Genomic DNA, 20,512 nt, shown 5'->3' on the forward strand with positions numbered 1-20,512 from the left:
TCATCGAATTTCGCGCCTTCTGCAGCCACGCTGCACGCATTGACCGCAACATGGTGTCTTGTGAGACCTCGCTTGTGAAGTAGTGTTATGAACCGGCGAAGAGTTGTAATCCGGCGGCGGCGCTCCGCGCCCGCGGTCATCTCATCTGCTGTCTGTCGCCTGTCGCCCGTTGCCTGTCGCCCATCGCCGGGCGCGCGATCACCAGCTCAGCGGGCACCAGCTCAGCGGGCACCAGCTCAGCGGGCACCAGCTCAGCGGGCACTAGCTCAGCGGGTGATCTCCCACAGCAGCTCGAGCAGGTCTTCCACCGCGGCCCGCCGGGCTTCCCAGGGCGAGGCGACCACGACGGCGCTCTTCCGCCTCGCCGCGTCCCTGGCGAGCTCCGCCTGCCGCCGCGCGCGCTCCGCGTCCTCGGCCTGCCGCAGCCGCGCGCTCGCGGCGCCCCCGGACTCGGCGAACAGGAGGAGCTGCGGGAGCTCGCCCCGGTCGAGCCAGGTGCCGTGCTCTCTGCAGATGTCGACGATGATTCCGCTCTTTCCGGCGAAGTTCTTGCGGTTCATCCGCTGGCCGCAGGCCGGACAGCGGACGTAGCGCACGCGGACGTCGACGTGCTCGGGGCGCCGCGGCGGCCTCGGCGCGCTCTTGCCGTAGCTCTCGCGGCGCTCGAGCAGGTCGCGCAGCAGCGCGTGCTCGACGAGCTGGCCGCCGCATCGGCCGCAGTCGCGCAGCAGGCCTGTCGGGGCGCGGAACGCGGACATGGGCTCGTCGCACTCCAGGCAGCGGAGCGCGTCGGGCTCCGCGATCGGCTCCAGGCCGAGCTCGTGCTCGCAGCCGGCGCACCGCTCCGCGTCGTGCGGGTTCAGCTGATAGCAGCCGCCGCAGCGCACGGCGGCGAGCGGCCCCGGGCAGCCAGGGTAACAGCGCCCCTCCGCGTCGATAGCGAGGCCACAGAGCGGGCACGGGGTGCCACCGTCGCGCATCCCCTGAATCTAGAGGAAGCGCACCCCCACGAGAAGCTGCGTGGCAGTCGCCCCCGCGCGGGGAGGCGACGTGGTCCTGCGGTCGTCACGGTATGCCGGCTCAGCGCAGCCTGGCGTGTCGGATCGAGGGACGGGAGCTCCTGGAGCCGAGGTCCGGCACCGGGCTGGGGCGGCTCAACCGCTTCCCGAGCTCCTCGTGGAGATATCCCACCGCGACATCCTCGTCGTGGAACACCAGGACGTTGTCGTTGTTCTCCTCACGCAGGAGCCGGTTCACCTGCAAGGCGCCGACGGCGGTGCGCACCACGATGGCGACGGCGGCGAACTCCTGGACGAGCATGCTGCGGGTGCGCATCGTCGCGGCCTCGAACGTCGGGTCGTTGTTCATGGGGGGCCGGCGGAGGTCGATGAGGTGGCCGAGCCGCCCGCGATCGAGCGACTCGTAGACCTGGAGCGCCTCGGTGTGGACCCGGATGAACTCGTCGGGCGACGGATACGGGAGCTCAGAGCGGGTGCTCCGGACGGTCGAGAGCTCCTGCTCGTAGGTGACCGTCAGGTGCTCGTTCTGCAGCAAGACCGCCATGCCCAGGACAGGATAGCGAGCCCGCGGCGACCTCGCACTGAAAAGCTCGGCGATCGCAGGGCCTACGGCCGTGTCCCAGCGTCGGTAGGGAAGAACCGGAGCGCCGCTGCGGGATGGTGCTCCGGCGCGCATTCTGGAACGAGCAGTCCAGAACGAGCAGGCGCGCCGCCCCCGTGGCGTGCCGAGTGAACCGAGAAGGAGGCGTTCTCGTTGCCCGCCGGCGGTGCCGGGGACTAGTTCCGGCCGCCAGAAATTTGGCCGTAGATGCCGGGCTCCGCTAGCCCGGGAGCATGATCAATCCCGCACCCTGGGCAGGCCGATCGCACCCGGGGCCGCGCACCGTGCCGCTCGCGCTGTCGGAAGACCAGCGCACGACGGTGGAGGCGGCCCTGCGTCCGGACAAGACGGAAAAGCGCATCGTGCGGCGGGGCGAGGCGTTGCTGCTGATGGCCGACGGCGTAACGCCGGGCGATGTCGCCAAGATTCTCGGCGTCCATCCCCGGACCGTTCAGCGCTGGCGTGCGCGGTTTCGCGGTCCGGCTCCGGAGAGCAAGCTTGCGGATGCCCCGCGGTCAGGGCGTCCGCCCTCTCTCTCTCGGCCGCCGACTGTGCGCGGGTAGAAGCCGAGGCCTGTCGTCCACCAAAGGACGCGGGGGTTCCCGTCACGCAATGGTCCTGCGCTCTGCTGAGCGCGCAGGTGCTGCGCAACGGGATCGAGGCGAGCGAGTCGTCGGTCCGGCGCATCTTGCGCCGGGCGGCCCTGCAGCCCCACCGGCAAAAAATGTGGCTAACGTCGCAGGACGACGAGTTCCGCGACAAGCGCGACGACGTGCTGCACGTCTACTACGACACGCCGACCGATGAGCACATCATCTGCCTCGATGAAAAGACCGGCATGCAAGCCCTCGAACGCCGTTACGCCGATCTGCCGATGCGACCAGGGCAGCCGGTGCGTCGGGAGTTCGAGTACATCCGCCACGGCACGCTGACCTTGATGGGCGCGTTCGACGTCCGTCGGGGCAAGCTGTTCGGCTTCGTCTCCGAAGACCACAACAGCCTGACGTTCGTGGACCTGCTCAACGTCGTCGATGCCTGCTACCCCGAAGGCGACGGCCACATTATCTGCGACAACCTGTCCGCGCATGACACGGACGACGTGCTCGACTGGTTCGACGAACACCCTCGGTGGAAGCGCCACTTCACGCCCAAGCACGCCTCGTGGCTGAACCAGATCGAGTGCGCCTTCTCGATCCTGCACGCGCGCGTTCTTGCTCGTGGTTCCTTCGTTTCCAAGGACGAGCTTCGTGAGGCGCTCTACGCCTACATGCTCTGGCATAACCAGACCGACCAGCCCTTTCACTGGACCTACCGGCCGGCGTCCTGGTCCACGAACCGCGGCAGAACTTCAGGCGGGCGGAACTAGGCTGCCACACCGTGGTCAAGCTGAAGCGCCTCAAGATCCACCGCTACCGCAACGTGGAGCCATGCGAGCTCATCTTTAGCGACCGCCGCAACGTCTTGCTCGGTCCGAACGGCGCCGGCAAGACGACGCTCCTCTCGCTGATCTCGAAGGTCCTCAGGACGAACCTGACGGACCCGGGCGATCCGTTCTCGATCGAGCTCGATCTGACATTCCCTCAGGGGTCGCTGACCGGGACGATCTCGAGCCGGGAGCCCGAAACCGAGCCGGCCGAGCTCTTTCGTCTGCCACCAATGGCCGGCGCGGGTCTTGAGGGTGCCTATGCCATCCCCGAGGTGCCGAACTTTGAATTTACTCTGAGCATATCGGATCGTCAGACGACAGCGTCGATCCGCCGCTCGGACGATCAGCTTATCATCCACGACGCGGACCTTGACCATGAATTGTCGCTGCGCTTTGTCAAAGGCGGACGAGGACTCCTGAACGGGATCATCCTCCTCGGAACCGCGATACGCGAGGAGAGCACTCCGGTTAATATCGTCACAGATCTCCGGAACGCCTACCGATTCGACGAATCGCTGGACATGTTCCGTGCGCTCACAGCAAGAGAAGACGAAGTCGACGTCTCCAAGGACGATCTGCGACCACGCATACACCTCGATCGATTCATCAAAGACAGAGCACGACCCGGTTCACCATCCATTGTTAGCTCTGGCCAGGGAGTCGTATCAAAGGGAATCCTAGACGCCATGAAGCTCGGGTTGATCGATGGAGCCACCGACTACTCCATGAACGATGAGCAACTCGCCTTCCTCTCCGGATTGGTGCAACTGCTAGGGCTGCGCTCGGCCACCATAAAGATTGATTTAGTCGATAAGAGTACAGAATTCGAAGCGCTCGAAAACGATGTAAGGCGCAAGCTAATAGAACACTTCGAGTTCGGCAACCTCAAGTTCTGGTTCACCCGCCGCGACGGCTCGATCTTCCAGGACCAGCACCTGAGCTACGGTCAGAAGCGCCTGCTCGCCTTCCTCTACTACCTCGACGCGAACCCCAGCTTCGTGATCGCCGACGAGCTGGTGAACGGGCTCCACCACGCGTGGATCGAGGAGTGCATGACGGCCATCGGCGACCGGCAGGCGTTCCTCACCAGCCAGAACCCGCTCCTGCTCGATTACCTGTCCTTCGAGTCCGCCGAACAGGTCAAGGAGAGCTTCATCCTCTGCCGCAACCAGGCCGACGGCGACCGCGAGCGGATGATCTGGCGCAACATGACCGACGACGAGGCCGACATGTTCTACCGCGCCTACCAGGTCGGCATCGAGCACGTCGGCGAGATCCTGCGGACGCGGGGGCTCTGGTGAGCGTCGCCAGCTGCTCGATCCTGGTGCTCAGCGAGGATTCAGCCGAAAGCGCGCACGACACGCTCGTCGCGCTCGCGAAGAATGTCCTCCGCCTCGTCGACGGCAGCTACGACTGGCAACGTGTCCGCTTCGAGCCGCCGGAGGGAGAGGGCGTGCGCAAGGCGCTCCGCGGCAATCTCTGGAAGAGCCGGGAGCCGAGGGACTACCGTGCTCGCCTCGACCTGATCGGGTACATCGCCACGAAGCTCCTCGAGAGCGACCGCGCCTTCGTGCTCTACCACATCGACGGAGACCGCCCCTGGTCGGAGCGCGAGGCGAGCGAGAACGTCGCGAAATTCCGCAGCTTCATCGAGACCGACGTGCGCCAGTTCGTCGAGCATCGGCGCCCCCAGCGCGGTACCCTATGGCCGGCAACCTGGCCCTATCGCAGCTCCTTCTCCTCGTACCGTACTACAGCATCGAGGCATGGCTCTTCCAGAACACGCGCGCCGGGGCTCGGTTCTGCGAGGAAAACCCGGCGTGCCGGGGAAAGCATGTCTCCCTGTTCCAGCATTGGACCAACGACCGCGGCGCGCTGGATGAGGTCCTGAAGCCCAAGAGTGAGGTCTGCTTCAAGGGCCAACACAATCGCCAGCTGGCCGAAAGCCTCGACGTGGAAACGGTTTACTACGCCGAGAAGTCCCTCCACCACGCCGTGGAGACGCTCCACCACAACCCCTCGCTGCTCGCCGCCCTCGCCGCCACCCGGCCAGCCTGACCCGGCCGCCCCCCCACGCAGCGGCTCACTCGAACCGCAGCGCCTCCACCGGGTCGAGCCGCGCCGCGCGACGCGCCGGCCCCACGCCGAACGTGATCCCGATGAGGATCGACACCCCGAGCGCCAGCCCGACGGCGTACGGCGGCACGATGGTCGCCCACTCCCCGAAGCGCGACAGCAGCACCGCCGCCCCGTACCCGAGGCCCACGCCGGCCACGCCGCCCGCGAGCGACACCACCACCGCCTCCACGAGGAACTGCCGCATGATGTCCCGGCGGCGCGCCCCCACCGCCATGCGCACGCCGATCTCGCGGGTGCGCTCCCGGACGGAGACCAGCATGATGTTCATGATCCCGATGCCGCCGACGATCAGCGACACCGCCGCCACGCTGCCGAGCAGCGTCGTGAAGGTGCCCGTGATCTGCCCCATCGTCGCCAGCATCTCCGCCTGCGACCGCACCTCGAAATCGCTCGGCTGATCCGCGCGCAGCCGGTGGCGCAGGCGGAGCAGCTGCTCGAGCTGCGCGATCACCGTGTCCGACCGGTCCTCGCTCGCGAGCTGCAGCGAGATCGTCGACAGGTGGTCCTGCCCGAAGAGCACCGACCGGTGCGTCGACAGCGGCACGAACACCCCGTCGTCCGGCGAGCCCATCCCAGAGCCCTTCTCCGCGAGCACCCCGACCACCCGGAACGCGCTCCCGTTGATCTGGAGCCGCGTGCCGAGCGGCGATCCCCCCGGATAGAGCTGCCGCGCGACGTTCGCCCCGAGGATCACCACGCGCGCGCGCTGCTGCTGGTCGAGGTCCGAGAACGGGACGCCGCTCCCCATCGAGAGCGAGCGGACCTCCAGATACGCCGGCGTGATCCCGGTCACGGACGCGTTCAGGTTGCTCGCCATGTACCGGAGCTGCGCGCTGCCGCTCCGCTCCGGCGCGACAGCGGCCACCCCGTCGAGCCCCTTCAGCGCCTCCGCGTCGTCCTCGGTCAGCGTCTTGACCGTGCCGGAGCGGACCCCGCTCGTCGACGCCGACCCCGGGCGCACCATGAGCAGGTTGGCGCCGAGCGACCGGATCCGCCCCTCGACGCTGCTGCGCGCGCCCTCCCCGATCCCGAGCACCGCGACCACCGCGGCCGTCCCGATGATCATGCCCAGCATCGTGAGGAGCGTGCGCAGGCGGTTCGAGGCGAGCGAGCGCCACGCGCTCTTCGCGGTCTCCTTGATCAGCATGTCGCCTCCATCTCGCTCGCGTGGAACGCCGCCACCACGGCGCTCGCCGGGCCGTCGGCCACGATGCGGCCGTCCTTCATGTGGATGGCGCGCGCGAGCGACCGCGCCACGCCGAGGTCGTGGGTCACCATGACGAGCGTCGTCCCGTCCGCGTTCAGCGACAGCAGGAGCTCCAGCACGTCGCGCCCCGTCCGGCTGTCGAGCGCGCCCGTCGGCTCGTCGCACAGCAGCATCGACGGCCGCGTCACGATCGCCCGCGCGATCGCGACGCGCTGCCGCTGCCCGCCGGAGAGCTCGGACGGCAGGTGCTTCGCCCGCGCGGCGAGCCCCACGCGCGCGAGCGCGCTCTCCGCGAGGGCGCGGCTGTCCTTGACCGCCCCGTAGAGCAGCGGGAGCTCGACGTTCTCCGCCGCCGTCATCCGCGGCAGCAGGTTGAAGCTCTGGAACACGAACCCGATGTGGCGGTTCCTGAGCGCCGCGAGCTCGTCGTCGTCGAGCTCCGCCACGTCGCGCCCCCCGAGCCGGTACGTGCCCTCCGTCGGCCGGTCGAGGCACCCGAGGATGTTCAGCAGGCTCGACTTCCCGCACCCCGACGGCCCGATGATCGCGACCGACTCGCCGCGGCGCACCTCGAAGCCGATCCGGTCGACCGCCCGCACCGCGAGGTCCTCGCGATCGGCGTGGTAGACCTTGGACAGGCCGCTGACGAAGACGGGGACGTCCATCTCAGCGGCCTCCCCCCGGGCGAGCGCCCATGCCCATGCCCATCCCGCGCATCGGGTTCTGGCCGCCGCCCTGGCGCTGCCCCTGCCCCTGCCCCTGCGGGCCGCCCGGCGCGCTCGCGACGGGCGCGCTCGCGAGGACGTCGTCGCCCTCGCTCAGGCCCTCGGTCACGACCATCTGCGAGCCGTCCGTGGCCCCGGTCTGGATCGGCCGCTCCTCGCCGCTCGCGAGCCGCACGAACCGCCGCTTGCCCGCCGACTGCACGGCGAGGAGCGGCACGAGCAGCACGTCCTTCTGCTCCGCGGTCACGATCTCCACGTCCGCGCTCATCCCCGACCGGAGCAGCGACGCCTCCTTGTCGTTGACGACGATCTCGACGTCGAAGGTCACGACGCTCGACACCTCCTTGCCGAGCGGGCTCACGCGGTCGACGACGCCCTGGAACACCCGGTCCCCGTAGGCATCGACGCGGATCTCGACCCGCTGCCCCGGGGCGACGCGGCCGATCTGGGCCTCGTCGATCGCGCCGACGATGCGCAGGTTCGACAGGTCGGCGAGCGTCATCACGGCGCTCCCGCCGCTCACGTTGGTGAGCGCCGACGAGACGAGCGTCCCCTTCTCCACCGCCACGTCGAGCACCGTGCCGGCGATCGGCGCGTAGATCTGCGTCTCCTTGAGGCGCGTCTCCGCGTCCTGCACCGCGAGCTCGGCCGCCTTGAGCTGCGCCTGGGACGAGCTCAGCTGCGCCCGCCGCAGCGTGATGTTCGCGCCCGCGACCTTCGTCGAGTGCGCCGCCGTGCGGGCGGCGTCGGTCGACCCGAGGCCCATCTCGGCGCTCTTCTCGGCGACCTCCTGGGTCGTCTGGCTGTTCTTGCGCTCGAGCTCGGCGACCGCGACCGACGCCTGCGCCGCGGCGAGCTCGGCCTTCACCCGGTCGCGCGCCACGCGCGCCTCGGCGAGGTCGCGCTCCGCGTCCGTCGGGTCGAGGCGGACGAGCAGCTGCCCGGCCTCGACCGTGTCGCCCTCCTTCACGAGCACCTCGATGACCTGCCCCGGGGCGCGCGACTTCACCTCGACCTGGACGTCGGGCTCGATCTTGCCGGACGCCGCGGCGGTCTCGGTCAGGCTCCCGCGCCGGATCTCGACGGTGGGGCCGGCCGGGGTCTTCGCGGGCTCCTTGTACCAGGCGTACCCGCCGATCGCGAAGCTCGCCACGGCCGCCGCGGCCACGCCGGACATCAGGTAGCGCTTCTTGTTCCTGTTCATGACGACCTCCTGGAGAGCACCGAAGCGAAGCGATCGAGGAGCGCGCCCGTGGCGTGCTCGAGCTGGAAGCGCGACGTGAGCTCGGTCACCGCGGCGCGCAGCCTGCGGAGCTCCGCCTCCCGCAGCGTCTGCTCCGCCTGCACCACGTCCGAGGACGTCGCGATCCCGAGCTGGAGCCGCTGCCGCTCCGCCTCCGCGAGCTCGCCGGCCGTGCGCGCCGTCTCCGCGGCGAGCGCGACCTGATCGGCGGCGGCCTCGAGGCTCACCCGCAGCGCGCTGATCTCGGCCGCGATCGCCTCGGCGCGCGCCTGGTACCGGGCCTCCGCGGCCGCGAGCTGGGTGCGCGAGCGGGCCGCGTCGGCGGACGCCCGGCCGCCGCCGAACGGCAGCTCGACGTCGAGCCCGCCCAGCACGCTGAACGCGGGCCGCCCGCCCGGCAGCGCGAGCCCCGCCAGCGCGTCGTTCTCCCACAGCGTGCCCACGGAGGCGGTCGCGAACACGTCGAGCCGGACCTGGTCCGCGTCCTCGGCGGCGCCCACCCGCGCGCGCGTCGCGTCGAGGTCGGCGCGCAGGGCCGCGAGCTCCCGCGACCGCTCGCTGGCCGCGCGCACGAGCGCGGCGGACGGCGGCAGGGCCCCGAGCGACGGCGGCGCGCCGGTCGCGGCGATCGACTCCGCCCGCGCGGGGTCCATGCCGAGCGCGCGCCCGAGCGCGATGGCGCGGGACGCGCGCGTCGCGCGGGCCTGCGAGAGCGCGTCCGCGATCGACGCGGCCGCGGTCGAGAACTGCAGCACGTCCACCCGCGTGCCGGTGCCGAGGGTCTCGGCGCGCGCCCTCGCGTCGGCGAGCAGCCGCTGCGCGGCCGCGAGCGCCTGCTCCTGCACGCCGATCGCCTGCTCCGCGTACCAGAGCTCCCAGTACGCCCCGAGCACGTCGAGCGCTGTCTGGCTGGCCGCGAGCTCCCGGTCCAGCTCGGCGGCGACCGCCGACGCCTGGGCCTGCGCGATCGGCGCGAGGACCGCGTCGGTCCCGGCCCCGCGGAGCAGCGGCTGCCGCGCGGAGACGTACGCCTCGGCGCTGTAGCTCGGCCCGGTGGTCCGGCCCGCGAGCGAGCGCCACGACGTGTCCGCCGACGCGCCCACCTCGAGGCCCGTCCCGATATCGGTCGTGTACCGCAGCGCCACGTTCGACGCGACGGTCGTGCTGCCCGAGCGGGAGAGCCCTGCGTCTCCGCGGGCGAAGGCCTCCGTGTACTGTCCGGTCACCGAGGCCGAGAGCGTGGGCCTGCGGGCGCCTTGCTCGGCGGCCACGGCCTGCCGCGCGGCGGTGGCCTCGAGCAGGGCCGCGCGGAGGGTCGGGTTCTGGGAGGCTGCGCGGCCGACCGCCTCCTCGGCGGTGAGCGTCTCGGCGCGCGCCGCGCTGCTCAGCGTGCACGTGGCGATGACCGCGAGGGCCGACAGCCACGGCAAGGGAACGGAGCGAGTGAGCGTCATGCACCGCAAGCTAGAGGGCAGTGTCTCAAGAGGTGTCCGGTTCGTGTAAAGATTCGTCAAGAGCCTTTTGACCAGGCCTTACACGGCGCCGCGCCGGCGGCGCTACAGTCCCCTTCATGGCCGATCCGCCCCAGATCCTGGTCATCGACGACGACGCCGAGCTCTGCGAGCTCCTGGCCGAGCTGCTCGGTCAGGAGGGCTATGCGGTCGAGAGCGCGCGCGACGCGATCTCTGGCCTCGCGCGCGCTCGGGAGAAGCAGTTCACGCTCGTTGTGCTCGACGTGATGTTGCCCGGGCTCAACGGCTTCGAGGTCCTCACGCGGCTCCGGCAGAGCTCGCGGGTCCCTGTCCTGATGCTCACCGCGCGGGGCGAGGACGTCGACCGCATCGTCGGCCTCGAGATGGGGGCCGACGACTACCTGCCGAAGCCGTTCAACCCGCGCGAGCTCGTCGCCCGCGTGCGCGCGCTCCACCGGCGCGCGTCGCACGCGGGCGACGTGGACGCGGCGCTGACGGCGCGCGCCGCGGAGGCGCCGCAGGTGCTCACGGTCGACGACCTCGAGGTGGCGCCGGCGGCGCGGCGCGTCCGCGTCGGCGGCGAGGACGTCAAGCTCACGACGGCCGAGTACGACCTGCTCGAGGTCCTGGTCCGGCAGGCGGGGACGGTCGTCTCGCGCGAGGACCTCGCGCGGCGCGTCCTCGGCCGCCGGCTCGCGGCGTACGACCGCGGCATCGACATGCACGTCTCGAACCTCCGCCGCAAGCTCGGGCCCGGGCCGGACGGCGGCGAGCGCATCAAGACGGTCCGCAACGCCGGCTACATCCTGGCCCGGGAGCGCCCGTGAAGAGCCTCTTCCTGCGCCTCCTTGTCTCCCTGTGGCTCGCGATGGCGCTCCTCGTCGGCCTGTTCGCGGTGATCCACGGCTGGGCGTTCTCCGCGGAGCCGAGCGCGCTGCGCCGCCGCCTGAGCACGCGCTCCGTCGAGCTCCGGGCCGAGAGCGCGCTCGCCTGCGCGCGGGACGGGCTCGCCGGCTGCGAGCGGAGCCTCGCGCCGCTCGACCCGCGCGACCAGCGCGTCGCCGTCTACCGCTCCGGCGCGCTCGTGAGCGGCGAGCCCATCGAGGGCGCGGCGGGCGTCGAGGAGAGGGCGAGGCGCTCGGGCGACGGCATCGCCGTCGAGGTAGGCGAGCGGGAGCTCGTCGCCGTCGTCCTGCGCCGCGATCCCTCCTTCGCCGCGGTCGCGACGGGCCCGGTGCGGTCGCCGTGGGTGTTCTTCCTCATGCCCGAGACCTTGCCGCAGCGGCTGCTCGCGATCGTCGGCGTGACCGGGCTCGTCGCGGTGCTCCTCGCGCGGTACCTCTCCCGTCCGATCCGCATCCTGCGCGGCGCCACGCAGCGGATGGCCTCGGGCGACCTCTCGGTCCGCGTCTCGCGGCAGCTCGCGGGCGCCGACGGCGAGACGCTGGCGCTCGGGCGCGACATGGACCGGATGGCCGAGCGCATCGCGGAGCTGCTCGAGACGCAGCGCCGGCTGCTCCGCGACGTCTCGCACGAGCTCCGGTCGCCGCTCGCGCGGCTCAACATCGCGCTGGAGCTCGTCCGCCGCCGCTCGCCGCCGGACGTGGAGCCGGCGTTCGACCGGATCGAGCGCGAGACGGAGCGGCTCAACGGGATGATCGGCGAGCTGCTCACGCTGAGCCGGCTCGAGTCGGGCCGGGGCATGGAGCGCACCGAGCGGGTGGATCTGACGGCGCTGGTGGAGCAGCTGGTCGAGGACGCCGCGTTCGAGGCCGAGCAGCAGGGCTGCTCGGTCGAGCTGGGGGCGCGCGACGCGTGCGCGCTGGACGGCAACGGGGAGCTGCTCCGGCGGGCCATCGAGAACGTCGTGCGCAACGCGGTGCGCTTCACCGAGCCTGGCACCGCGGTCCGGGTCGATCTCGAGTGCGCCGGCGGCCTCGCCGAGGTGCGCGTCCGCGACCGCGGGCCGGGCGTGCCGGAGGGGGCGCTCGTGGACATCTGGAAGCCGTTCTACCGGGTCGACGACCACCGGGCGCGCGGCGCGGGCGGCACGGGGATCGGGCTGGCGATCACCCAGCGGGCGGTGCTGATCCACGGCGGCGAGGTCGAGGCGAGGAACGCCGAGGGCGGCGGGCTCGAGGTCGCCCTGCGGCTGCCGGCAGCGAGGGGCTGAGCGGGCCTTCATCCGGAGCGCCGGCGGGCGCGTTCGGCGTGCCGGGGGACGCTTGCTCGTCCCGCCTGCCCGCGCTGGGCTATATAGCCGGCGGGGGCTCGGCCGCGCGGCGCGCGGCGGGCGGCGACACCATGATCCAGCAGGTCTCCTTCACCAACTTCAAATCCCTGCGCAGAGTCGACGCTCACCTCGGGCGTTTTACGGTGATCGTCGGGCCGAACGGCTCCGGGAAGACCAGCATCGTCGACGGTCTGCACTACCTCGCGCAGACGACGCGGTGGCCGCTTGCAGGTCTGATGCGCGGGGTATTTGCCCCTGAGAACCTGAAGAGCCGCGGCACCACCGGGCCTATACGGCTCGTGGCAACCGGAAGCTTCCGTGACGTGAACGCGGAGGTCGGGATCATCGTCGACTGCAAAGACGATGCGAACGGCAACTCGAGCTGGGCCGGGACCGTCACTCGGCACTGGGGTGATGCCGTCGAGGAGACCGCCGAGACCAAGGAGGGAGCGCAGCTGATCGTCAGGCCGACCGACCGGCGACCGAAGCCGCCACCACCTCTAGCCAAAAGAGATCTCTTGCGGGCGCACAGTCGACGCGAGATGGCGGAGCTCGCCAGAGAGCTCGGCTCCGCGCGCAAGCTCCGGCTGGACATCGAGACGCTCGCGGCGCCGTCGTACAGCGAGGAAGAGACGCCTCGCCTCGACACTGACGGCAGCGGCCTGGCTTCGGTGCTGGCAGACGCCGCAGCGCGCACTCCCGAGGCGTTCCAGTCGATCCAGGAGGCTGCGCGCCGGGTCATTCCGACGCTCGAGCGTATCCGCACCCGTCGCGCCAAGGTCCAGAGGCAGGAACACCAAGATATCAGCATCGACGGCGACGAAGCGATCCGGCACTACGTGGATCGCTTCTACTGGGGCCAGCAGCTCGTGCTCGATTTCAAGGGCGCTCCGGACGTCCCGGCGCCGCTCGCGAGCGAGGGCACGCTGCTCGTGATCGGCCTGCTCACCGCGCTCTGGATGGATCCCAGACCGCGACTGCTGCTCCTCGACGACATCGACAAGGCGCTGCACCCGCGCGCCCAGGAGGAGCTGGTCGCGCAGATACGAAAGATCCTGGAGATGACGCCCGAGCTCCAGGTCGTCGCCACCAGCCATTCGCCCTACCTGCTGGACCATTTCGATGCGCAGGACGTGCTCCTCACAGCGCTCCTGCCCGACGGCTCCACCGCCTGCGCCCGGCTCACCGACCACCCCGATTACGACCGCTGGAAGAGCACGACGCGATCGGGTGAGCTCTGGAGCTTCGTCGGCGAGGACTGGGTCGCGCAGCAGGCGCTCGCCTCCCAGGGGCAAGGCTGAGCGTGGCCCCTCATCTCCTCGGGATGGTGGTCGAAGGGCCAGGGGACGCGAGGACGGTGCCTGGTCTCGCCGATCGGATCCTGGTAGACGCGTTTCCCGCGTTCGAGGGCAAGCTCCGGCAGGCTCGAATCTATCGTGGTGTCGAGCCCAGCGCGTCCTGCGTGATGTGGAGTGATGTCCATCGATACCCGGTTCCGCGCAGACACGGGCACTTCGGAAGGGAGCCGGCGATCGAGGATGCCCGTACGGCCGTGCTCGCGCTCCGTTGTTTTGTCGCACGGGATCCGCAGCCCCGGGCCGTCCTTCTGGTGCGCGACAGCGATGGGAAGGAAGCTGAGCGCCGCCAAGGGCTGGAGCAGGCGCGACGCGACTCCGCCTGGCCCTTCGAGGTGATCCTCGGCGTCGCCCACCCGATGCGAGAGTGCTGGGTGCTCGCCGGGTTCATCCCGGGTACCAAGCAAGAGACGGCTTCGCTCGGCGATCTCCGGAAGGAGCTCGGCTTTGACCCCACGGCCAGATCGCAGGAGCTCGACGCATCCAACAAGAAAGCGAAGAAGAGCCCGAAGCGCGTTCTCGAGCGCCTCACCGGAGGCGAGGACGAGCGTGAGGCGCGGTGCTGGACGGACCCACCTCTCGGCCATCTGCGCCAGCGAGGAAAGGACAATGGCCTCGCCGCATTCCTGAGCGAGCTCGAGGATCGCCTCGTACCCGTCTTCTCGGAAGCAGCCTTCCAGGAGAACGCCAGCGCTGAGGTCGGCCCGTCTCAGCCGCCCGCGCCAGAGGGGGAAGACGCCAGCACCACGGCCCACAGCCGCTCCTGATCCCAGTTTCACGCCATCCGTCTCGATCTCGGATCGACCCGACCCCCCTTCGAGGCCGTCCGACTCGATCTCGGATCGACCCGACCCCCCTTCGAGGCCGCTCCGCCAGGTCACGACCTCTCCGCACCGCCTCCCGAGGCCGTCCGTCTCGATCTCGGATCGACCCAACCCCCTTTCGAGGCCGCTCCGCCAGGTCGCGACCTCTCCGCGCCGCCTCCCGGGGCCGTCCGTCCCGATCCCGGATCGACCCGACCCCCCTTCGAGGCCGCTCCGCCAGGTCGCGACCTCTCCGCGCCGCCTTCCGGGGCCGTCCGTCTCGATCCCGGATCGACCCGCCCCCCTTCCAAGACCGTTCGAGCACGTCGCGACCTCTCCCCTCCCCCCTTCGATGCCCGCTCCGCCGCTCATGGACGCTCCAATGCACCTGCAAGAGTTCAACTCATGCGCCGGCACCGCACGAAACCCGCGCAGGACCGCGCTTGACGCAAAACAAAACAGGACTTCCCTTACCCGCTCTCCCGCAATACCTCTCCAGGCATCGCTTGCATCACCCCACTCAGGAGGTGTTCTTCAATGCTGAAGCATCTGAATCTCGATGAGATGGTCGCGCTCCTCTCCCCGTGGGTCGAGGATCCGAAGCAGCGCAGGCTGTTCCTGTCGATCCCCGAGCTCGCCGCGCTCCACCCCCGGGTCCTGGAGGCCCACGAGGCGGTGCTCGCGGTCCAGCCGAGCGTCGGCGGCGCGTCGTCGAAGCTGCGCGCGCTCATCGACGAGAGCAACAAGGTCGACCGGTTCCATGACCACCTCGCCCGGGCCGTGTCGTACGGAATCGACGCGCGCCGCGAGCTCTGCCTCGCCGAGGACCCGGCCGATACCGCCGGCGCCGCGCAGTGCGATGTCGTCCAGAAGAAGCTCTTCCCGAACGGCCTCGCCATCCTCAATGCCTCGCCGCTCGCCGAGGCGGGCAACACGACGCGCGTCGCCCGCCTCCTCGAGGAGGAGCCCGCGCTCGCCGACTTCCTCAAGTCCATCCCCGCCCGCGGCAAGGCGTCGCTGCTCGACGTCGTGAAGCGCTGGCTCGCCAAGGGCCGGGAGCTCCAGGCGCTCGAGCGCGCCCGCACGGAGCTCGAGGCGACCGAGATCACCACGCCCGTCAGCAAGACCACGATCCAGGCCGCCCGCAGCCAGTGGTTCAAGATCGTGTCGCTCGTGCTCTCCAACCTCGAGGTGTCCCGCGCCCCGGCGCGCGACGTCGAGATCATCCGCGGGCCCGTGCTCAGGGCCTCGGGCCGCGCCGGCAAGCGCTACGCGAGCGGCAAGCCCGGGCAGGCTCCGCTGGAGGACGCCCCGGAGAGCCCCGCCACCGAGCCGAGCGGAGCCGCGCCGGGTGACCCGAGCGGGGGCGAGGACGGCGCCGTGAGCGAGCTGCGCCGATAGCCCTCCCGCTGCCCGCTGCCCGGCGCGACCGCAGCCGCGCCGGGCCCCCGCGCCCTCCAACCATCATCCCAAGAAGCTCGCCCGGTCTTCGGATACGGCCCCTCTCGACGCTGCTGTAGGCGCGGGCCAACAGCCGTAGGCGCGGGCCAACAGCCCGCGGACCGCCCCGGGGACGCCGCCTCGCCGGGATCGGCCTCCGATCTTCCAAGCGAAGCGCGCCGATCCCGGCCTGCCGCCGCTGCGGCGAGCGCGGCCCGAGGGCTGGCCCGGTGATTGCCAATCACGCAATCGACCGCTGAATTCCACAAGGAGAACTCATGATCCATCCTTCGAGCTTCGATGCTATCCACGTGCTCCGCGGCGCGGCCCTCTGCGTGGCGATCGCCACGGCGACAGGCTGCCTTGGCGCGGGCGAGGCCCCCGACGGCGCCGACGCGCCCCTCGACGAGCCGCTCGGCGACGCGGAGCAAGGGGTCGCGGCGTGCGGCGTGGCGCAGGCCGACCCCGATCCCTGGTTCCCGGGCAACACGACGTCGTACTCGAACGGGTCGTTCGAGGGCACGGGAAGCTCGTGCCTGTCGCCCGGGGCCTACGGCGAGAGGTACCAGTGCGTCGAATACGCGCAGCGCTACTACGCCGTTCGCTTCGGGCACCCGAACATCTGGAGCGGCGTCGGCTCCGCCTACCAGATGTGCGATAACCACCCTTCCGGCGTCCACACGTTCAACCTGAACACCACCGCTGTGTGGCACGGCGATCTGATCGTCCTCCCCGCGACGCCCGGCAACCAGTTCGGCCACGTCGCCGTGATCGATCGGGACAACGGCGACGGCACCGTGGCGGTGGTCGAGCAGAACGCGGGCTCGGGCGGCCGCCGCAACATCGCGAAGAGCGCCGCGCTCTGCGGGCTCTGGAGCTCGAACAACCAGGGCCCGTACTGAGCGCGCGCCCGCGCGCTGAGCGCACGCCCGCGCCTGACCGGCTCACCGGTCAAAGCCCAGCGCGGCGAAGCGCCGGGCGAACGAGGGGCCCTCGGGGAGCAGCGGGCGGGCCTCGGCGAAGGCCGCGCGCGCCTCGGCCTCACGGCCGGCGCGCCGCGCGGCGCGCGCCAGGAAGTAGAGCGCCTCCAGCCGCTCGATCGGGAGCAGGTCGCGCGAGCGCGCGAGCGTCTCCTCCCAGCTCGCGCCGCCGGCCGCGTCGATCGCGAGGCCCACCGCGTCGAGCAAGGCCTGCGCGCTCGGCGCCGACGGGCCGGGCGGGCAGCTCGCGCGGATCCACGCGACCCTCGCCGCCGCCTCGGCGTCCTCGCCGCGCGCGGCGTGGAGCCGGGCGAGCACGAGCGAGAGCTCGTGGACCGGGCGCTCCATGAAGCGCTCCTCGAGCGCGCGGCCGCGGCGGGCGAGCCCGAGCGCCTCGTCGTCGCTCCCGTTCCAGAAGAGCAGCTCGGCGAGGTTGCCGGTCGCCGCGCGCTCGGGCCACGGGTTGCCCACCTCGCGGGCCAGGTCGACCGCGCGCCGGAGGTCGTCGATCGCGCGGTCGAGCGACTTCCTCACGGTCCACAGGAAGAGCCGGTTGCCGTACGCCGCGCAGAGGTGCACGCCGTCCCCCGCCCCGGCCGCGAGCGCGATCACCTCGTCGAAGCGGGACTCGGCCTCCTCGAGCCGACCCGCCACCACCAGCGCGCAGGCGAGCAGGAGGAGCGCGACGACGCGCGCCTCGTAGTCGCCGTCCGCCTCGGCCAGCGCCGCGCCGCGGCCGAGCTTCTCGACCGCCTCCGCGACGCGCGCGTGGCGCCACGCGCAGCGCCCCTCGGCCACGACGAGGCGGCGCGAGAGCCGGCGATCGCAGAGCCGCGCGACGATCGGCCCCGCCTCCTCGACGCGCGCCGCCGAGCCAACGAAGTCGTTGTCCCAGTCGAGCGCCGCGGCCTCCTCGAGCAGGGCCTCGCAGAGCAGCGCGTCCGCGCCCGACGCGCGCGCGACCGCGACCGCCGCGGCGAGGTCCTCGAGCGCCTCGCGCGTGCGCGAGATCCGGTAGCGCGCCGCGCCCCGCAGCGTGAGCGCGCGCGCCCTGGCCGCGGCGTCGACCGCTCCGGGGGCCTCTCCAGGCGCGCCTGCGAGCCCCTCTCCAGCCGCCTCTCCAGCCACCTCTCCGAGCACCTCTCCAAGCACCTCTCCAAGCACCTCGATCGCGCGCGTTGCGTGGGCGTCGGCGGCCACGTGCTCGTGCGCCGCGAGCGCGGCCTCGGCGAGCCGGATCGACGCCGCCGCGGCCTCCGCGCGCGCGCCCACCGCCGCGGCGTGCGAGGCGAGGCGCTCCAGCGCGTCGGCGCCCGGATCCGCCGCGCTCCGCCACACCTCGAGCGCCGCCAGGTGGACCCGGTCCCGGTGCGACGGGTCGAGCATCCCGTACAGCGCGTCGCGGAGCGCGGCGCTCCGGAAGGCGAACCGGTCGGGCGCGCGCTGCTCGAGCAGGCCGTGGCCCTGCAGCGCGCGCAGGCCGGCGCGCGCGTCGACGGGCGTTGTCGCGCCGCCGCTCCGCTCGAGCGCGCGCTGGACGCGCTCGACCTCCGCGGCGCTGAAGGTGACGCCGAGGACCGCGCACAGCCGGGCGCAGGCCGAGATCTCCCGCGGCAGGAGATCGAGCTGGCGGGTGGCGAGCCACTGCCACGCGGGGGAAGGCGGGATGCGATCGAGCGCCGCGGTGGCGAGATAGAAGCTGCCCGTCCGCGCGCGCCGGCGCACCATGCCCGCCTCCTTGAGCGCGGCGGCGAGCTCCACGAGCGCCGCGGGGTTGCCGCCGGCCCAGCCGTGGAGCCGCTCGAGCGCGGCCGCGGGCGGGTACTCGGCGGGCGCGAGGAGCGCCGCGGCCAGGCGGGCGCCGGCGTCCGCGTCGAGCGGGACCAGGGTGAGCGCCTCGCTCCGGGCGGCGCGCGCGCCGAACCCCCGGCGCGCCGCGGCGAGCCGCGGATCCGCGGCGACGAGCACCCAGAGGGGCCCGCGCTCGCCGTCGAGGGTCGCGACCTCGAGCGCGTCGAGGAGGCCGTCGGGCGCCCAGTGCGCGTCGTCGAGGACGACGGCGACCGGCGAGCCGCGCGCGCGGGCGCGCAGCGCGGAAGCGAGCGCGCGCGCGCCGTGCTCGTCGCCCGACGGCGCTCCGGCGAGCGCCTGGCGCAGGAGGTCCTGCAGCAGCCGCGCCGGATCCCCGGCCGCCGGCGGCTCCGCCGCGGCGGAGATCACCGCCGCGTCGGGCCGCAGCCGCCGCACCAGCGCGGCCGCCTCCGCGGCGAGGCGGGACTTGCCGAGGCCGGGCTCGCCGAGGAGCGTGAACAGCCCCGGCGCGCCGCGCGCGAAGCAGGCGCCCGCGCTGCCGGCGAGCGCGTCGAGGACGTCGTCGCGGCCGACGAGCGGCGGTCCGGCGCGCGCCCGCAGGAGGTCCGTCGCGGCGCCGGCGCCCGCGCGGGCGCGCGCCGCCGGGAGCGCGCGGGCGGCCGCCTCGGTCAGCGCCACGAGAGGCCCCGCGTCCCCGGGGATCCAGGTCTCGGGCTGCTCCACGGCCGCGCCGTAGACGGCGGGCGGGCCGTCGCTGCGCGGGCGGCTGCGGAGCGGGGCGAGGTGGACCGCGGCGCGCGCGTCCCCGCCGCGGGTAAGGTCCTCGGCGGCGGCGAGCGCGGCCGCGAGCGGCGCCTCGACGTCGGCGCCCGAGAACACCGCGACGAAGCGCCGGCCCCGGCGCCGCGCCACGAAGCCCGCGCGCCGCGCGACGGTGGCGCTCACCTGCGCGGCGTCGGCCGCGGTCTCGACGGCGACGAGGGCCATCAACCGGCGGCCCTCCGCGATGAGCGCCGCGGCCGGCGGGGGCGCCGCGGCCAGCGGGGGCGCCGCGCCGATCGCGGCCGGCGCGAGGCGGCGCGCGTCTTCCAGTGCGCGCCGGAGCGCGTCGGCGCTCGGCGGGCGATCGGCGGGGTCCTTCGCCATGCAGGCGAGGACGAGCGCCTGCACCGCGTCGGGAGCGCCCGCCTCCTCCGGCAGGCGCGGCGGTCGCAGGTGGAGGTGGCCGTGCTCGATCGCGCTGCGGTCGCCGACGAAGGGCGGCCTCAGCGCGAAGAGCTCGTGGAGGATCACGCCGAAGGCGTAGAGGTCGGTCCGCGCGTCGTCCGCCGCCTCGCCGCGGATCTGCTCGGGCGCCATGTACTCGGGCGTCCCCAGCGCGACGCCCGCGCGGGTCTGCTCGGGGCCGGCCCACGCCGCGCGCGCGCCATCGACGACCTCGCCCGGCGGCCGGACCGCGCCGTCGCCCGTCGCGCAGGCCCGGCCGAAGTCGAGCAGCGTCGCGCGCGCGGCGGGCTCGCTCGCGTCGATCGCCACGTTGTCGGGCGTGAGATCGCGGTGCACGACGCCGCGCGCGTGGACGGCGCCGAGCGCCTCGAGCACCGCCCCGGCGACGGCGAGCGCGCCCTCGGGGTCGGCCGCGCCGGCCGCGCCCACGCGCGCGGCGCGGGCCTCGATCCATGCGGCGAGCGTCGGCGCCCGCACCCGCTCCATCGCGAGGTAGGGGCGCCCGTCGTCGAGCTGCCCGCGCGCGTGGAGCGCGGGCGCGGGCGGCGCGCCAGCGCGCGACATCGCCGTCGCTTCCCGCGCGAAGCGTGCCCGCGCGAGCTCCGTGCTGGCGCGCGCGACCTTGATGGCCACCGCGGCGCCGTCATCGCGGCGCGTGGCCTCCCAGACCACGGAGAACCCGCCGCGGCCGAGCTCACCGCCCACGGCGAAGCCATGGACGTCCGGGGGCGCGCCGCTCCCCGTCTCCACGGGGGGCGCCGTGTAGCCGTCGCGGGGACACGGGCGCGAGGCGGAGACCCGGATGTGGCAGCGGGGGCAGCGAGGCAAAG

General features: G+C 72.5%; 18 protein-coding genes. 10 read left to right on the plus strand and 8 right to left on the minus strand.

Translation table 11 applies throughout. From position 1 onward, the window contains the following. Positions 1-266: 266 nt before the first annotated feature. Together WME85_RS29945 and WME85_RS29950 are read right to left on the minus strand one after the other, a co-directional pair. Positions 267-980 carry a zf-TFIIB domain-containing protein gene (locus WME85_RS29945; RefSeq protein ID WP_437826139.1) on the minus strand — a complete coding sequence of 238 codons (714 nt, stop codon included), beginning with the start codon at positions 978-980 and terminating at the stop codon, positions 267-269. A 100-nt stretch (positions 981-1,080) separates the two neighbouring features. Beyond that, positions 1,081-1,563 carry a hypothetical protein gene (locus WME85_RS29950; protein ID WP_437826141.1) on the minus strand — a complete coding sequence of 161 codons (483 nt, stop codon included), beginning with the start codon at positions 1,561-1,563 and terminating at the stop codon, positions 1,081-1,083. Positions 1,564-1,853: 290 nt separating this feature from the next. On the opposite strand from WME85_RS29950, the gene WME85_RS29955 reads away from it, so the two are divergent. From WME85_RS29955 to WME85_RS29965, 3 genes are read left to right on the plus strand one after another with little or no spacing between them, the layout of a single operon-like run. Further along, positions 1,854-2,183, plus strand: a complete 330-nt coding sequence (locus tag WME85_RS29955; RefSeq protein ID WP_437826894.1) for a helix-turn-helix domain-containing protein — start codon at positions 1,854-1,856, stop codon at positions 2,181-2,183. Beyond that, on the plus strand, positions 2,078-2,986 hold the full coding sequence (locus tag WME85_RS29960) for an IS630 family transposase (protein WP_437842383.1): 909 nt from the start codon (positions 2,078-2,080) through the stop codon (positions 2,984-2,986). The genes WME85_RS29955 and WME85_RS29960 overlap by 106 nt, the downstream gene beginning before the upstream one ends. Before the next feature lie 11 nt (positions 2,987-2,997). Beyond that, positions 2,998-4,347, plus strand: coding sequence for an AAA family ATPase (locus tag WME85_RS29965; RefSeq protein WP_437826143.1), 1,350 nt, complete (start codon positions 2,998-3,000; stop codon positions 4,345-4,347). Between the two features lie 38 nt (positions 4,348-4,385). On the opposite strand, the gene WME85_RS29970 is transcribed toward WME85_RS29965, so the two are convergent. Then, on the minus strand, positions 4,386-4,727 hold the full coding sequence (locus WME85_RS29970; RefSeq protein WP_437826145.1) for a hypothetical protein: 342 nt from the start codon (positions 4,725-4,727) through the stop codon (positions 4,386-4,388). 23 nt (positions 4,728-4,750) lie between these two features. Between WME85_RS29970 and WME85_RS29975 the strand changes: the two genes are divergently transcribed. Continuing rightward, the gene (locus WME85_RS29975) at positions 4,751-5,104 is read left to right on the plus strand and encodes a hypothetical protein (RefSeq protein WP_437826147.1); all 354 of its coding nucleotides are present in this window, start codon (positions 4,751-4,753) and stop codon (positions 5,102-5,104) included. A gap of 25 nt (positions 5,105-5,129) precedes the next feature. On the opposite strand, the gene WME85_RS29980 is transcribed toward WME85_RS29975, so the two are convergent. From WME85_RS29980 to WME85_RS29995, 4 genes are read right to left on the minus strand one after another with little or no spacing between them, the layout of a single operon-like run. Beyond that, positions 5,130-6,332: an ABC transporter permease gene (locus tag WME85_RS29980; protein WP_437826149.1), complete on the minus strand. Its 1,203-nt coding sequence runs from the start codon at positions 6,330-6,332 to the stop codon at positions 5,130-5,132. Continuing rightward, positions 6,326-7,057 (minus strand): ABC transporter ATP-binding protein, encoded by a 732-nt coding sequence (locus WME85_RS29985; RefSeq protein ID WP_437302453.1) that lies wholly within the window; start codon positions 7,055-7,057, stop codon positions 6,326-6,328. The genes WME85_RS29980 and WME85_RS29985 overlap by 7 nt, the downstream gene beginning before the upstream one ends. A 1-nt stretch (position 7,058) precedes the next feature. Then, positions 7,059-8,321, minus strand: coding sequence for an efflux RND transporter periplasmic adaptor subunit (locus WME85_RS29990; RefSeq protein WP_437826150.1), 1,263 nt, complete (start codon positions 8,319-8,321; stop codon positions 7,059-7,061). Further along, entirely contained in the window at positions 8,318-9,814 is a 1,497-nt protein-coding gene (locus tag WME85_RS29995; RefSeq protein WP_437826151.1) for a TolC family protein, read from the minus strand. Before WME85_RS29995 ends, WME85_RS29990 begins: the two co-directional genes overlap by 4 nt. 116 nt (positions 9,815-9,930) lie before the next feature. Here WME85_RS29995 and WME85_RS30000 point away from each other — a divergent pair, with 116 nt between their 5' ends. The 6 genes from WME85_RS30000 (at position 9,931) to WME85_RS30025 (ending at position 16,565) form a co-directional block, all read left to right on the plus strand. Next, positions 9,931-10,659: a response regulator transcription factor gene (locus WME85_RS30000; protein WP_437826153.1), complete on the plus strand. Its 729-nt coding sequence runs from the start codon at positions 9,931-9,933 to the stop codon at positions 10,657-10,659. Continuing rightward, on the plus strand, positions 10,656-12,005 hold the full coding sequence (locus tag WME85_RS30005; protein WP_437826155.1) for an ATP-binding protein: 1,350 nt from the start codon (positions 10,656-10,658) through the stop codon (positions 12,003-12,005). Before WME85_RS30000 ends, WME85_RS30005 begins: the two co-directional genes overlap by 4 nt. 38 nt (positions 12,006-12,043) lie before the next feature. Continuing rightward, positions 12,044-13,366: an AAA family ATPase gene (locus WME85_RS30010; protein WP_437826158.1), complete on the plus strand. Its 1,323-nt coding sequence runs from the start codon at positions 12,044-12,046 to the stop codon at positions 13,364-13,366. Between the two features lie 251 nt (positions 13,367-13,617). Continuing rightward, positions 13,618-14,187: a hypothetical protein gene (locus WME85_RS30015; RefSeq protein WP_437826160.1), complete on the plus strand. Its 570-nt coding sequence runs from the start codon at positions 13,618-13,620 to the stop codon at positions 14,185-14,187. 573 nt (positions 14,188-14,760) lie between these two features. Beyond that, complete coding sequence (locus tag WME85_RS30020; protein ID WP_437826162.1) at positions 14,761-15,624, plus strand: hypothetical protein; 864 nt, start codon at positions 14,761-14,763, stop codon at positions 15,622-15,624. Between the two features lie 317 nt (positions 15,625-15,941). Continuing rightward, positions 15,942-16,565, plus strand: a complete 624-nt coding sequence (locus WME85_RS30025) for a CHAP domain-containing protein (protein WP_437826164.1) — start codon at positions 15,942-15,944, stop codon at positions 16,563-16,565. Between the two features lie 42 nt (positions 16,566-16,607). On the opposite strand, the gene WME85_RS30030 is transcribed toward WME85_RS30025, so the two are convergent. After that, positions 16,608-20,510, minus strand: a complete 3,903-nt coding sequence (locus WME85_RS30030; RefSeq protein ID WP_437826167.1) for a protein kinase domain-containing protein — start codon at positions 20,508-20,510, stop codon at positions 16,608-16,610. Positions 20,511-20,512: the final 2 nt, after the last annotated feature.

It is taken from the genome of Sorangium sp. So ce1153, from assembly GCF_051521595.1.
Classification (GTDB): Bacteria; Myxococcota_A; Polyangia; order Polyangiales; family Polyangiaceae; genus Sorangium.

What these genes read in the sequence shown, in the direction of transcription:
- WME85_RS30020 (WP_437826162.1), top strand. Translation starts at nt 14,761, where the DNA reads ATGCTGAAGCATCTGAATCTCGATGAGATGGTCGCGCTCCTCTCCCCG.
- WME85_RS30025 (WP_437826164.1), top strand. Translation starts at nt 15,942, where the DNA reads ATGATCCATCCTTCGAGCTTCGATGCTATCCACGTGCTCCGCGGCGCG.
- WME85_RS29950 (WP_437826141.1), bottom strand. Translation starts at nt 1,563, where the DNA reads ATGGCGGTCTTGCTGCAGAACGAGCACCTGACGGTCACCTACGAGCAG.
- WME85_RS29970 (WP_437826145.1), bottom strand. Translation starts at nt 4,727, where the DNA reads ATGCTCGACGAACTGGCGCACGTCGGTCTCGATGAAGCTGCGGAATTT.
- WME85_RS30000 (WP_437826153.1), top strand. Translation starts at nt 9,931, where the DNA reads ATGGCCGATCCGCCCCAGATCCTGGTCATCGACGACGACGCCGAGCTC.
- WME85_RS29995 (WP_437826151.1), bottom strand. Translation starts at nt 9,814, where the DNA reads ATGACGCTCACTCGCTCCGTTCCCTTGCCGTGGCTGTCGGCCCTCGCG.
- WME85_RS29975 (WP_437826147.1), top strand. Translation starts at nt 4,751, where the DNA reads ATGGCCGGCAACCTGGCCCTATCGCAGCTCCTTCTCCTCGTACCGTAC.
- WME85_RS29955 (WP_437826894.1), top strand. Translation starts at nt 1,854, where the DNA reads ATGATCAATCCCGCACCCTGGGCAGGCCGATCGCACCCGGGGCCGCGC.
- WME85_RS29985 (WP_437302453.1), bottom strand. Translation starts at nt 7,057, where the DNA reads ATGGACGTCCCCGTCTTCGTCAGCGGCCTGTCCAAGGTCTACCACGCC.
- WME85_RS29945 (WP_437826139.1), bottom strand. Translation starts at nt 980, where the DNA reads ATGCGCGACGGTGGCACCCCGTGCCCGCTCTGTGGCCTCGCTATCGAC.
- WME85_RS29980 (WP_437826149.1), bottom strand. Translation starts at nt 6,332, where the DNA reads ATGCTGATCAAGGAGACCGCGAAGAGCGCGTGGCGCTCGCTCGCCTCG.
- WME85_RS29990 (WP_437826150.1), bottom strand. Translation starts at nt 8,321, where the DNA reads ATGAACAGGAACAAGAAGCGCTACCTGATGTCCGGCGTGGCCGCGGCG.